Origin of the sequence: Flavobacterium plantiphilum (genome assembly GCF_046000495.1) — a bacterium.
Taxonomy (GTDB): Bacteria; Bacteroidota; Bacteroidia; order Flavobacteriales; family Flavobacteriaceae; genus Flavobacterium; species Flavobacterium plantiphilum.
Genome location: NZ_JBELQA010000004.1, coordinates 327,916 through 341,737, shown reverse-complemented (window position 1 = coordinate 341,737; position 13,822 = coordinate 327,916). Strand labels below are relative to the sequence as shown.

The following is a 13,822-nucleotide window of genomic DNA, read 5'->3' as shown; positions in this document are numbered from 1 at the left end:
TATAGGTAAATACAAATAACTAAAAAATAACGATTTATAGTAACTTTGTAAAACTATGAAAAGTCTGTTACTTATTTTAATTCTATTTGTATTACTTCCTGCTTTCACCACGATAAAAGCACAAGTGATTAGCGTAGATGATACAAAAACTGCAAATGAACTGGTATCACTCTTAACCAATAATAGTTCGTGTCTACAAATAATAAATGAAAGTGTTTCCGGAGATTCATTTACTTCAGGAAAAAACAGTTATGGTATTTTTAACAATACCAATCCAAATTTCCCTTTTCAATCCGGAATAGTTTTAAGTACCTGGAGCAGCACGCAATCTGTGGGACCATTTGTTAGAAATTTAGGTGGCGGAAACAATGCCTGGCTGGGCGATTCTGATTTAAATCAGTCGTTGAATATCAATTCTATTAATGCAACAGTTCTTGAATTTGATTTTATTGCGTTAACAAATAAAATAAGTTTTAATTATTTTTTTGCATCCAATGAATATCAGGATGATTTCCCCTGTAACTATTCTGACGGATTTGCTTTTCTAATAAAAGAAAAAGGAAGCTTAACAGCTTATCAAAATTTAGCGGTACTTCCAAATACTTCGGTAGCAGTTTCATCACAAAACATTCACCCCGCTATTCGTTTTAATGACAATGGAGTACTTAAAACCTGTAATGCAGTCAACGAAACCTATTTTGAACAATACAATAACAACAGCAGTCCAATTAATTATGCCGGACAAACAAAAGTTTTAAATGCACAAGCTATTGTAACTCCCGGAACCACTTATCATATAAAACTGGTAATAGGTGATGATGCTGTTAACTACTATGATTCGGCAATTTTTATTGAAGCCGCCAGTTTTAACTCGGCAATAGATTTAGGAACTGATAAATTACTCGCTACTAACAATGCTGTGTGCTTTGGCGAAGACTATATAATTGATACACAATTATCCAATAGTTATACTTATAAATGGTATAAAAATGATGTTTTATTACCTTTAGAAACAGATCCTTCTTACACGGTTAAAAATCCCGGAATTTATAAAGTCGAAGTAACTCTGAGTCCTTCGGATTGCAGTGTTTCAAACGAAATTAAGATAGAATATACTCCGGAAATTATTCTGAATAACGCTACCTTAATTCAATGTGATATTGATGAAGACGGAAAATCTTTATTTGATTTAACGCAGGCTGATACTGAAATACAAAACAACAACTCCGGTTTGAGTACGCTGATTTATTATGAAAATTTAGCTGATGCTCAGGCAAATATTAATCCCATTTTAAACAGCACGGGATACATTAATCAATCCAATCCGCAAACGCTCATTGCTAAAACCATAAACAGTTATGGCTGTTTTAATTATGGTTTATTGACACTGGAAATTTCTAATGAGAGCATCCCGGATAGAGTAGCAACCATAACAGCTGTAACAACAAATGATTTTGCAGGAAACGAAAATACTGTAGAAATTGAATATACAGGCGTCAGTGAATATGAATTTTCTATAGACGGTATTCATTATCAGGACAATCCTCGATTTTTAAATATTACTGCCGGAAATTATTTTGCTTATGTCCGTGAAAAAAATGGCTGCGGAATATCAAATCCGTTTTCTTTTACTATCTTAGATTATTCCCGTTATTTTACACCTAATGGTGATGGATTTAACGACACCTGGACCATTAAAAACTTAAATTTATTAGCCCCAGCTACAATAACTATTTTTGATCGTTTTGGCAAATTATTAAAACAATTCAATTCCACAAATTTACACTGGAACGGAACGCTTAATGGTCATTTACTACCTGCAGATGATTACTGGTTCAATCTTGTTTTTGAAGATGGTAAGAATATAAAAGGCCATTTTTCATTAAAAAGATAAATAATCGTTAAGATTTTATACATTTATCTAATGAGAAAGTTAATTGTTGTGATTTTCCTCTTAATGGGAATAAACTGTTGGGCACAGTTTAGTAAAACACATTATATCCCGCCATTAACCAGCCAGTCTGAAAATTTAGAGGCTGAGGATCATTATTTATATATTTCCACGCCAAGTACTAAAAATGTGGCACTGAAAATTATTAGCATTGGCGGACCAATCATTAATGCCAGTGTAAGCAATACGAATCCTTTTGTGTATCAAATAGGAAGAGGAGACAATACACAGTTATTAACTCCAAAAACAGCAATCGGAAAATTAAATAATAAAGGATATATTATTGAAGCCGACGATTTAATATATGTTAGCGTAAGAATAAATGCCTCATTAAATAATAACGGAGGATATAATCATGGTGGAGGATTAGTCTCAAAAGGAAATAGCGCCTTGGGAACAACATTCAGACTTGGGGGCATGCTCAATCCTTTAAGTGATCCTACACTGCTCAATTTTGCATCAATTCTTGCAACCGAAAACAACACAACAGTAACTGTTTCTAATATTCCCCCGGGAACCCAGCTATTAGATGGCAGTGTTATAAATGGTTCTATTGTTGTAAATTTAAATAAAAACGAAAGTTATGTAATTGCCTTAGAAAACAATCTAAATTTTCAAACCACTCCTTCAAACAGTGCTAAACTTATAGGTGCATTAGTCCAGTCCGATAAACCGATAGCTGTCAATGCGGGCTCTTTTGGAGGAAGCAATAGTACCGAAATAAGGAACAATAATCCTTCCGGAAGAGATATTGGTTTTGATCAGATTGTTCCCTTCGAAAAAACAGGAAAAGAATATATTTTTGTAAAAGGAGAAGGCGGAGACGAAATAGAACGTGTGTTATTGGTGGCTCACAATCCACAAACCGAAATTTATCTCAACGGTAATACTTCACCTAATTATATTCTTCAGCCTGGAGAATATGTTGCCATTGATGGTTTTCAGTTTGTCAATGATAACCTGTACGTAAGAACAACCGAAAATGTATTTGCTTATCAGTCCATTGGAGGTTTAAAACCTACACTTCCTCCATTCGATGATAATAACGTAAGAAACAATCCGAATGCTAACCAAAATATGTTTTTTGTTCCACCGTTAAATTGTGCAACTCCAAATATTGTGGACAATATTCCGCAAATTCAGTTTATAGGAGATACATTTTATACCGGAAAACTAAATATTATAACCGAAAAAGGAGCTACTGTACTGATAAATAACACTCCTGTTAATGCAATTCCCGTTGCAATTCCCGGCAACCCTGACTATGAACGTTATACCATAAATGATCTTACAGGGAATATTAGTGTCAAATCTTCAAAACAAGTATATGTCTCATATTTTGGCACAAATGACGCAGCTACTTATGGCGGTTACTATTCCGGATTTGACACAAAGCCGGAAATTACTTCTGACAAAATCAATATAGGAATATCTTCCTGTATTCCTAATCTGGTATTGAAAGTAAACTCAATTTTAAATTACGATACTTTTCAATGGTATTTTAATAATGTCGCAATTCCTAATGCTACTGAAAGTTCATATGCTCCTGCCCAACCCGGATTTTATTATGTACAGGGAAGTATTTCCGGTTGTGGAACAACAATTGTATCTGATATTATTCCGGTTAGCAACTGTCCCGGTGATATTGATAATGATACTGTGAATGATAATATAGATCTTGATAATGATAATGACGGCATTAGCAACTGTACCGAATCTTATGGAAATCAAAACCTTAATATTTCGAATTTAAATTTGGGAAATATCGATGTGGGGGATTATTCCAATTCATTTACAGCTAACATAGCTACTTCAACAATTTCGAGTCCAACTCCTTTTACAGGAAATTCTAATGGAAGTTTTATTTCTGAAATCCCCGCCGGAAAAGGGAATTTCACCAAATATACACTAACATTCAATAAACCTCTAAGTATCGGAATGGAGTATGTAACCGCGGCTAACCCTTCTGATTTATTAAATCTAAATGCACAATATACCATTTCTACTGATGTTGATAAAACTATTACAGTTCTTAACCCGAATAACGAACTCTTAATAGATACCAATTATGATGGAATTTATGAAAGTGGTGTGACTGAATATTCTTCTTTTGAAATTCGTTTTCAATTAAATGGAATTATTCCTTTAGCGGCAGGCTCAGCAAATTTTAAATTTTTAACTTATTTAATAAATACTATAAGTTTTACCCATACAAATTTATCCGATACAGAATTAAACAAAAGTACTTTACAGTTTTTTGCTGTTTGCGTACCCAAAGATTCAGACGGTGATGGAATAGCAGACCAATTAGATACCGACAGCGATAATGATGGAATTCCTGATTTAACAGAAAGTCAGGAAAATAATTTTGTATTAACCACTACAGATACAAATCATAATGGAATATATGATGTATTTGAATCCAAAACTATTGTGGACACTGACAATGATGGAATTCCTGACTATCTTGATTTAGATAGTGACAACGATGGAATTCTGGATGAAGTTGAAACAGGAAGCAACAATACTGATACAGATAATGATGGAATAAAAAACTACAGAGATCTGGATAGTGACAACGATTTATGTTATGATGTTACCGAAGCAGGTTTTACAGATTCAAATGGCAATGGAATGCTAGGAGGAAATACTCCGCTTTCATTAAATATAAATGGGCTGGTTACAAGTGAAACTACTTATACTACTCCGCACTCCAATTATATAACAGCGGCTCCAATTGTAATTACTGCACAACCTACCGCAATTCCTGCCTGTATCAATCAAAATACTTTTATTACACTGACAGATAATGGTGGTATGAGCTATCAATGGCAAATTTCTATTGATGGAATAAACTGGAATAACCTAACAAATGACATCACTTATAATGGAGTAGCTACAAATAAACTGAATATTACTTCAGTTAGCCAAACTATGAATGGTTACAAATACCGAGTACAATTGACCAAAACAGGGAACTCATGTGGTTTAATTTCCAATGAAACACAATTAACCGTTTACAATTTACCCGTTCTAAACAATACTGTTATTACGCAATGTGATGACGATTCTGACGGCAGAACCGCTTTTAATTTAACGGTTAAAAACAATGAAATTTCAGCTAATTATACTAATGAAAATTTTAGCTACTTTAACAATTCAGCTGCAGCAAATGCGAATGATTTAAGCCACAAAATTGCAAATCCTCAGGCTTATGTTGCCAGTAACGGAACAACTGTATGGACACGTGTTGAAAATACCAACAGTTGTTTTTCGGTAGCACAAATTGATTTAGCCGTTTCAACAACACAAATTCCGGCTAATTTTAATCTTTTATTCGAAAATTGCGATGATTATATTGATGCTGCTAATGATGATTATGATGGAATTTCATTGTTTAATTTTAACAGTGCAGAGAATAGTATTTTAGCACTTCTTCCACCACCGGTGAGCTCCTATTCCATAAAATATTATGAAACAGAAGCGGATGCATTATCGGAAATAAATGCCATCAGTAACACAACAGCGTATCGAAATATACTTTCTCCACACGAACAAAAAATATGGGTGAGAGTAGACAATAATTCAGATAACAGTTGTTTTGGTATTGGTACGCATATTACTTTAAAAGTAAATCCGAAACCTGATATTGACATTAATGCAAATCATGAGTCTGATGTATATGTTTGCAATAACCTCCCTGACTTTTATGTAAATCTGGATGCAGGAATATCAGATGGCAATGCAACAACTAATTACACTTATATTTGGTCTAAAGACAATCAGATTTTAAACAGCGAGACAAATGCAACTTTACAAGTAAATACAGCCGGTGAGTACAGTGTAAAAGTTACTTCAGCTTCAGGCTGTAGCAGAACCAGAACGATAACTGTAACAGCTTCTGAAATAGCACAAATCAACAACATCGAAGTGAGTGAATTAAGCAATAATAATACTATTTTAGTTTTAACTGAAGGTATTGGGAATTATGAATACAGCTTAGATGACAGCAATGGGTTTTATCAGGACGCTGCACTTTTTGAAAATGTTCCCGCAGGAATACATGAAGTATTTATAAGAGATAAAAATGGTTGCGGAATAAGGAATCAGTCAGTTGCTGTTTTAGGTGCCCCAAAATATTTTACTCCAAACAATGACGGTTATAATGATTATTGGAATATCGAAGGAATCAATTTTGAATTGAATTCAAAAACAATTATCCGAATTTTTGACCGCTACGGCAAATTCTTAAAAGATATAACCCCTCAAAGTCAGGGATGGGATGGTACTTTTAACGGAAACCCATTACCTTCAGATGATTATTGGTATACTGCCAAACTGGAAAATGGAAAAGAAATAAAAGGGCATTTTAGCTTAAAAAGATAACTTTTTAGAAAATTCCAATATTCTAAAATCCACATTCCCATCACTATTAAAATTTAGAACAAAAAAATCCCAAATTCCTATTAGAATTTGGGATTTTAAAATATTGGAATTTTATAGAATTAGATTTTATATCTTTTTCTGTCTGTTTCAGATAAATAAATCTTTCTTAAACGTAAAGATTTAGGAGTAACTTCAACATATTCATCTTTTTGAATGTACTCTAATGCCTCTTCAAGTGAGAATTTGACAGCAGGAATAATTCTTGCTTTATCATCAGCTCCTGAAGAACGAACGTTAGATAATTTTTTAGTTTTAGTTACATTCACAGTCATATCATCACTACGGGTATTCTCACCAATAACCTGACCTTCATAAATATCTTCGTTAGGATCAACAAAGAATTTACCTCTGTCCTGTAGCTTATCAATAGAATAAGGAATTGCTTTTCCGTTTTCCATAGAAATTAACGAACCATTGTTACGTCCAGGGATTTCACCTTTATAAGGCTCATATCCAATGAAACGGTGTGACATAATAGCCTCACCAGCAGTAGCAGTAAGCAGTTGGTTTCTTAAACCGATAATTCCACGGGATGGAATATTAAATTTAACTACCATACGTTCTCCTTTACCTTCCATAGAAAGCATTTCACCTTTTCTGATTGAAACGAACTCTACTGCTCTACCAGAAAGATTTTCCGGTAAATCAATAGTTAATTCTTCAATTGGCTCACATTTCACACCATCAATTTCCTTAATAATAACTTGTGGCTGACCAATTTGTAATTCATAACCTTCTCTTCTCATAGTCTCAATAAGAACAGATAAGTGTAATACACCACGACCAAAAACCATAAATTTATCCGCAGAATCAGTCTCACCAACTTTCATTGCTAAGTTTTTCTCTAATTCTTTTGTTAATCTCTCTCTGATATGTCTTGAAGTAACAAATTTACCTTCTTTACCAAAGAAAGGAGAATCATTAATGGTAAATAACATACTCATTGTTGGCTCATCGATAGCAATAGTTTGCAAAGCTTCCGGATTTTCAAAATCAGCAATAGTATCACCAATTTCAAAACCTTCTACACCCACAATTGCACAAATATCTCCTGCAATAACTTCAGCTACTTTTTTACGTCCAAGACCTTCAAAAGTGTGTAATTCTTTAATTCTGGATTTAATTACTTTACCATCTCTTTTTACTAAAGAAATTGGCATACCTTCTTTTAAAACACCTCTTTCTAAACGACCAATTGCAATACGACCAGTAAATGAAGAGAAATCCAAAGAAGTAATTAACATTTGTGGTGTTCCTTCAGAAACCTTAGGAGCAGGGACATTAGCAATAACCATGTCTAACAAAGGTTCTATGTTTTCTGTTTGCTTTTTCCAGTCATCAGACATCCAGTTGTTTTTAGCAGAACCGTAAACTGTTGGGAAGTCTAATTGTTCTTCAGTGGCTCCCAGTTCAAACATTAAGTCAAAAACTTTTTCATGAACTTCTTCAGGAGTACAGTTTTCTTTGTCTACTTTATTGATAACAACACATGGCTTTAGCCCTAAATCAATCGCTTTTTGTAAAACGAAACGGGTTTGAGGCATTGGTCCTTCAAATGCATCTACAAGTAAACATACACCATCGGCCATGTTCAATACACGTTCTACTTCACCTCCAAAATCAGCGTGACCAGGAGTGTCGATAATATTGATTTTTGTTCCTTTATATTGAACAGATACGTTTTTTGAAGTAATAGTAATACCTCTCTCACGCTCTAAATCGTTGTTATCAAGAATTAAATCACCTGTGTTTTCGTTGTCACGAAATAATTGACAGTGATACATAATTTTATCAACCAAAGTGGTTTTACCGTGATCGACGTGGGCAATAATTGCAATGTTTCTAATAGATTCCATCTGTGATTTTTAATGGCTGCAAAGGTACACTTTATTTTGATATAAAAAATATTTCTCAAATACTTTACAATTAATAAACGTTTAACACATATACTAATCATTCTCTAACAAAAATAAGTTATCTGAGATATTTTGCTATTAACAATTATTAATTATATTTGATTCGATGAAAAGCAAAACCAATCAAATAACGATAACATACGTAATTATTGCCGTTGTTTTGGCCACTTTTCTATATAAGACAACTTCTTTATTTTTTTCACCCGAAAACTACCTTATTTTCAATCTTTTAAAGGATTTGATTTTAATTTTTGTAACAGCCTTTGTTTTCAAATATATTCTGTCTAAAAACGAAAATAGAAACAAAAACATTTTTGAACGATTAGAAAACACTAACAGCAAGATCAGAGAATCTAATCAAAAATACGATATTGTAGCTAAGGCAACGAGCGATACCATTTGGGACTGGAAAATCCCGGAAGACAAACTCAGCTGGAGCAAAGGAATTAAAACTGTTTTTGGATACGAAGAGAACGAAGTAGGAGATAATTCCAGTTGGTGGTTTGGCAACATCCATCCTGAAGACAGCATCAAAATGTCAATTAAGCTGTATTCTTTTCTCGAACAAAAAACCGAAAAATGGCAGGATGAATACCGCTTTAAATGTGCTGACAACACCTATAAGTATGTTTTAGACAGAGGTTTTCTTCTGAAAGATGAAAATGGTAAAGCTATCCGGATGATTGGTGCCCTTCAGGACATAACCAAACAAAAAAAAGAAGAACTACGCTTAAAATTACTTGAAACAGTAATCTTACAAACCAAAGAATCTATTGTTATCACCGAAGCTACTTTTAATAAAAACCTTTTACCTAAAGTTATTTATGTAAACCCTGCTTTTACCAACATGACAGGTTATAAGCCTGAAGAAATAATAAATAACTCCCTTGGTTTACTCAGAGGCAAAAATACAGATATAGGCGTCTTAAAAAGGATTTCTCAAATTATTAAAAATAAAGAAGAAGGCATACTGGAAATAAAATGCTACAAAAAAGACAAAACCGAGTTTTGGCTACGTTTTACCTTAATTCCAATCTACAACGCTGAAAACGAAATATCCAACTGGGTATCCATACAAAGAGACGTTACAGAAGAAAAAAATCAGGAAAAAGAAAAAGAACAACTTATTAAGGAATTAACTCAGAATAACAAAGATTTAAAACAATTCTCTTATATCACTTCTCACAATCTACGAGCTCCTATGTCTAATCTGACCGGACTATTAAATCTCATTGAAGACATTAACATCGAAGACTCTGAACTTAAAGAAATCATTGAAGGTTTTAACAAATCCACTCATTTATTAAATGAAACTATAGAGGATCTAACCAAAGTAATGATTATCAAAGACAATACAGTTGTTCAAAAAGAAAGTATTTCATTAAAAGAAGTTTTTGAAAATGTTTTTAATCAGGTAACAACTCAAATAGAAATACACAAACCAATCTTAAAACTTGATTTGGAAAAAGTAAGCATTATAAATACTAATAAAGCCTACCTTGAAAGCATTCTATTAAATCTTTTAACAAATTCTTTAAAATACAAATCCAATGACCGTATTTTAAAAATAACAATAACTGCCCGTCAGACTGATGACAATACCGTAGAACTTAACTTTAAAGACAATGGGATTGGGATTGATCTTGTAAAAAACAAAGACAAAATTTTTGGTCTTTATCAAAGATTTCATGACTATCCTGACAGTAAAGGATTAGGACTTTATTTAGTCAAATCACAAGTAGAAGCCATGAAAGGCACAATTAGCATCACGAGTGAGGTAGATAAAGGAACCACAATCACATTAACATTTAAAAACTAAAACACCCATGTTAGATTTAATTTTATGCGTCGATGACGATCCGATAACACTTATGTTATGTAAAAAAGTCATAGCAAAAGCTTCTTTTTCTAACACCATAATCACTGCAAAAAACGGAGAAGAAGCATTAGAATATTTCAATTCTGTTCTAAAAAAAGAAGAGACAAAACTCCCAGATTTAATTTTCTTAGACCTCAATATGCCGGTAATGGATGGCTGGGAATTCCTTGACAGTTTCAGCACCGATAAATACTCAGAAGTAAATACCACTAAAGTAATTATTTTATCTTCAACAATAGATCCTGAAGACCTAGAAAAATCAAAAAAATACCCTATGGTAATTGACTTCTTATCAAAGCCCATCACAACCGATATGTTAACTTATTTAAGTTCTAAACTGTAATACACAATCTGATATTCTCTTTTTTAAACCAAAAAAGACATCATACAATTACATATTTAAGGGTACAACTTTTTTTCTATTCAGATTATCTAACATTTTTTTGGTTAATCCCCAACTTTTGAACATGGTCCCATTAGATTTCAAAAATCTTTTTATAAACAAAAAACCCTTTCTAAAAGAAAGGGTTCATGAATATTTTTCAAAATTGTATTTTATTACAACTTATTTACAAATTTAGTTAACTTAGATTTTAAGTTAGACGCTTTATTATCATGAATAATATTCTTTTTAGCTAACTTATCAATCATAGAAATAACATTAGACAATTTAGAAGTAGCATCAGATTTATCAGTAGCTATTCTCAATGCTTTAATAGCATTACGAGTAGTTTTGTGTTGATATCTGTTTAACACTCTTTTCTTTTCGTTACTTCTGATTCTTTTTAGAGCTGACTTATGATTTGCCATTGTATTTTATCTTTTATCTTTTTTACTATATCTTTTCTTGTAGTCCGTAAGGGAATCGAACCCCTGTTACCAAGACGAAATCTTGGCGTCCTAACCCCTAGACGAACGGACCAATATTCCTCTAAGTAAGTTGCAATCTATTTTAAGATTAACTTGTAGTCCGTGGGGGAATCGAACCCCCCTTACCAGGATGAAAACCTGGCGTCCTAACCGATAGACGAACGGACCATTGCGTTACATTGTGCAGTGCATTTCTGTATTGCGGTTGCAAAGATACAACTGTTTTTTAATTGCGCAATAGCTAACACAAAAAAAATTATTTTTTTTAATATGCTTTAGCAAAAAACACTCTTTTAGCAGACGGATTCCCAGTAAACACGCAGGATCCGGCTTCTTCAACAGCCTCAAGAGGAATACATCTGATAGTAGCCTTAGTTAACTCTTTAATCTTCTCTTCTGTTTCTGCAGTTCCATCCCAATGCGCTGATACAAAACCACCTTTGTTCTCTAAAACTTCTTTAAACTCATCAAAACTATTTACCTCGGTAATATGAGTTTCTCTGTAATTTAATGCCTTATTAAACAAATCAGACTGAATTTGCGCTAATAATTCGCTAATATATGTTGTAATGCCATCTTTAGATTTCACTTCTTTAGTCAAAGTATCTCTTCTCGCCACTTCATAAGTTCCATTTTCAAGATCCTTTGGCCCCACAGCAATTCTTACCGGAACCCCTTTTAACTCCCATTCGGCAAATTTAAAACCTGGTTTTTGCGTAGTCCTGTCATCAAATTTTACCGAAATTCCCAGCTTTCGCAAATCAGCAATTAATTTATCTACTTCAGCAGTTATCTGAGTCAATTGTTCATCCGTCTTATATATAGGAACAACAACAACTTGGATTGGAGCTAAATTTGGAGGCAACACCAATCCCTGATCGTCAGAATGCGTCATTACCAACGCCCCCATCAATCTTGTAGAAACCCCCCAAGAAGTTCCCCACACATATTCTTGTTTCCCTTCTGCATTGGCAAACTTCACATCAAATGCCTCAGCGAAATTCTGACCTAAGAAATGAGAAGTTCCCGCCTGTAGCGCTTTCCCATCTTGCATCAAAGCTTCAATACAATAGGTCTCTTCAGCACCAGCAAAACGCTCTGTTTCTGTTTTTAATCCCTTAACAACCGGAATAGCCATAAAATTTTGAACAAAATCAGCATACACATTCATCATTTTTTCTGATTCTTCAATAGCTTCCTTTCTTGTTGCATGCGCCGTATGTCCTTCCTGCCATAAAAACTCCGCAGTTCTCAAAAACAAACGCGTACGCATTTCCCATCGCACCACATTGGCCCATTGGTTAATTAACAAAGGTAAATCTCTATAAGATTGCACCCAACCTTTATAAGTAGACCAAATAATAGCCTCACTGGTAGGACGAACAATAAGTTCTTCTTCCAGTTTAGCATTAGGATCCACCATTAATTTTCCTGGTCTTTCAGGATCATTTTTTAATCTGTAATGGGTTACCACAGCACATTCTTTAGCAAAACCTTCGGCATTTTTCTCCTCGGCTTCAAACATGCTTTTAGGAACAAACAAAGGAAAATAGGCATTCTGATGCCCTGTTTCTTTAAACATCCTGTCTAATTCAGCTTGCATCTTTTCCCAGATAGCATAACCATAAGGCTTAATAACCATGCAGCCTCTAACTCCTGAATTTTCGGCTAAATCAGCTTTTACAACCAGCTCATTATACCATTTTGAATAATCTTCTGATCGCGTAGTAAGGTTCTTACTCATATTGAATAGTTTGGCACAAATTTTGTTTTGTTTTATTTAACTAAATAGTTTGGCAAAACTAACTATTTTTGTAATGTCCAACAATAAAAAACCCAATAGATATGAAAACTAATATTTTTCCATTCAGAAAAGCAAAAAATTATCTTTATATTGGATTACTAAGTCTTTTTATGATCTCTTGTGGTTCCTATCAAAATAGCTCCTATTACGAAAGTGATGGTATATACAGTACCTCAACTGACCCAAGAATAGAAAGAAGAAATACAAATTCTGATAATTACTACAAAGACTATTTTAATTCCTTACAAAGCGACAGTGAATCTGAAATCATTACAGATATTGACAAATACAGTGATTTCGACTCTGTTAATAACGATTCTTACACCGGCTATGCCGGCTGGGGAGACAACCAAACCGGAACTATAGTAAATATTTATCCAGATTACTGGGGAATGAATTATGGATTTGGATGGAATAACTGGGGATGGAACAATTGGGGATGGAATAATTGGGGAATGAACTACGGTTTTGGCTGGAATAACTGGGGCTGGAATAACTGGGGAATAAACTATGGATTTGGCTGGAACAACTGGGGTTATAATAATTGGGGCTGGAATAACAATTACTATTACTACAACAGACCCAACTACTCTACTTATACACCAACCAGAAGAAGATCTGTAAGCAACTCTGCTAATTACTCTTCCGGAAATAGAACTTACACTCCAACCAGAAGTTACTCAACAGACCGTGTTAATTCCAGAAGACCAACATTTACAAACCCAAGAACATACAACAGAAACAACCCCACAAACAGCAACAATCAGACTACCACAAGAAGATCTGCAACCCAAAATACCACCACGACAAGACAGCAAAGCAACTATTCAAGAAACGAAAGCTATACTCCTTCCCGATCTTACAGCAGTCCATCCAGCAATAGCGGACGTTCTTATGGCGGAAGCAGCAGCGGTGGCGGAGGTTCAAGATCATCCGGAGGTGGCAGAAGATAATAA

At 33.9% G+C, this 13,822-nt stretch carries 8 protein-coding genes and 2 tRNA genes; 5 read left to right on the top strand and 5 right to left on the bottom strand.

Annotated elements, in window-relative coordinates:
• Window positions 1–55: 55 nt before the first annotated feature.
• Both ABS764_RS09140 and ABS764_RS09135 read left to right on the top strand, forming a co-directional pair.
• Entirely contained in the window at window positions 56–1,894 is a 1,839-nt protein-coding gene (locus tag ABS764_RS09140; RefSeq protein ID WP_408081479.1) for a T9SS type B sorting domain-containing protein, read from the top strand.
• A gap of 30 nt (window positions 1,895–1,924) precedes the next feature.
• A complete protein-coding gene (locus ABS764_RS09135) occupies window positions 1,925–6,337 on the top strand; it encodes a T9SS type B sorting domain-containing protein (RefSeq protein WP_408081478.1) in 4,413 nt (1,470 codons plus the stop codon).
• 119 nt (window positions 6,338–6,456) lie between these two features.
• Here ABS764_RS09135 and typA read toward each other — a convergent pair whose 3' ends face one another.
• Complete coding sequence (typA, locus tag ABS764_RS09130) at window positions 6,457–8,253, bottom strand: translational GTPase TypA (protein WP_408081477.1); 1,797 nt, start codon at window positions 8,251–8,253, stop codon at window positions 6,457–6,459.
• 166 nt (window positions 8,254–8,419) lie between these two features.
• Here typA and ABS764_RS09125 point away from each other — a divergent pair, with 166 nt between their 5' ends.
• Both ABS764_RS09125 and ABS764_RS09120 read left to right on the top strand, forming a co-directional pair.
• Entirely contained in the window at window positions 8,420–10,132 is a 1,713-nt protein-coding gene (locus ABS764_RS09125) for a PAS domain-containing sensor histidine kinase (protein WP_408081476.1), read from the top strand.
• 7 nt (window positions 10,133–10,139) lie between these two features.
• Window positions 10,140–10,535, top strand: a complete 396-nt coding sequence (locus ABS764_RS09120) for a response regulator (protein WP_408081475.1) — start codon at window positions 10,140–10,142, stop codon at window positions 10,533–10,535.
• 215 nt (window positions 10,536–10,750) lie between these two features.
• On the opposite strand, the gene rpsT is transcribed toward ABS764_RS09120, so the two are convergent.
• The 4 genes from rpsT to proS form a co-directional block, all read right to left on the bottom strand.
• Entirely contained in the window at window positions 10,751–11,002 is a 252-nt protein-coding gene (rpsT, locus tag ABS764_RS09115; protein WP_073244725.1) for a 30S ribosomal protein S20, read from the bottom strand.
• Window positions 11,003–11,042: 40 nt separating this feature from the next.
• A tRNA-Glu gene (locus ABS764_RS09110) sits at window positions 11,043–11,114 on the bottom strand.
• 44 nt (window positions 11,115–11,158) lie between these two features.
• A tRNA-Glu gene (locus ABS764_RS09105) sits at window positions 11,159–11,230 on the bottom strand.
• Between the two features lie 97 nt (window positions 11,231–11,327).
• Complete coding sequence (gene proS, locus ABS764_RS09100) at window positions 11,328–12,806, bottom strand: proline--tRNA ligase (protein WP_408081474.1); 1,479 nt, start codon at window positions 12,804–12,806, stop codon at window positions 11,328–11,330.
• A 101-nt stretch (window positions 12,807–12,907) separates the two neighbouring features.
• Here proS and ABS764_RS09095 point away from each other — a divergent pair, with 101 nt between their 5' ends.
• Window positions 12,908–13,819 (top strand): hypothetical protein, encoded by a 912-nt coding sequence (locus ABS764_RS09095; RefSeq protein ID WP_408081473.1) that lies wholly within the window; start codon window positions 12,908–12,910, stop codon window positions 13,817–13,819.
• Window positions 13,820–13,822 lie beyond the last annotated feature (3 nt).

What these genes read in the sequence shown, in the direction of transcription:
- typA (WP_408081477.1), bottom strand. Translation starts at nt 8,253, where the DNA reads ATGGAATCTATTAGAAACATTGCAATTATTGCCCACGTCGATCACGGT.
- ABS764_RS09135 (WP_408081478.1), top strand. Translation starts at nt 1,925, where the DNA reads ATGAGAAAGTTAATTGTTGTGATTTTCCTCTTAATGGGAATAAACTGT.
- ABS764_RS09095 (WP_408081473.1), top strand. Translation starts at nt 12,908, where the DNA reads ATGAAAACTAATATTTTTCCATTCAGAAAAGCAAAAAATTATCTTTAT.
- ABS764_RS09125 (WP_408081476.1), top strand. Translation starts at nt 8,420, where the DNA reads ATGAAAAGCAAAACCAATCAAATAACGATAACATACGTAATTATTGCC.
- rpsT (WP_073244725.1), bottom strand. Translation starts at nt 11,002, where the DNA reads ATGGCAAATCATAAGTCAGCTCTAAAAAGAATCAGAAGTAACGAAAAG.
- ABS764_RS09120 (WP_408081475.1), top strand. Translation starts at nt 10,140, where the DNA reads ATGTTAGATTTAATTTTATGCGTCGATGACGATCCGATAACACTTATG.
- proS (WP_408081474.1), bottom strand. Translation starts at nt 12,806, where the DNA reads ATGAGTAAGAACCTTACTACGCGATCAGAAGATTATTCAAAATGGTAT.
- ABS764_RS09140 (WP_408081479.1), top strand. Translation starts at nt 56, where the DNA reads ATGAAAAGTCTGTTACTTATTTTAATTCTATTTGTATTACTTCCTGCT.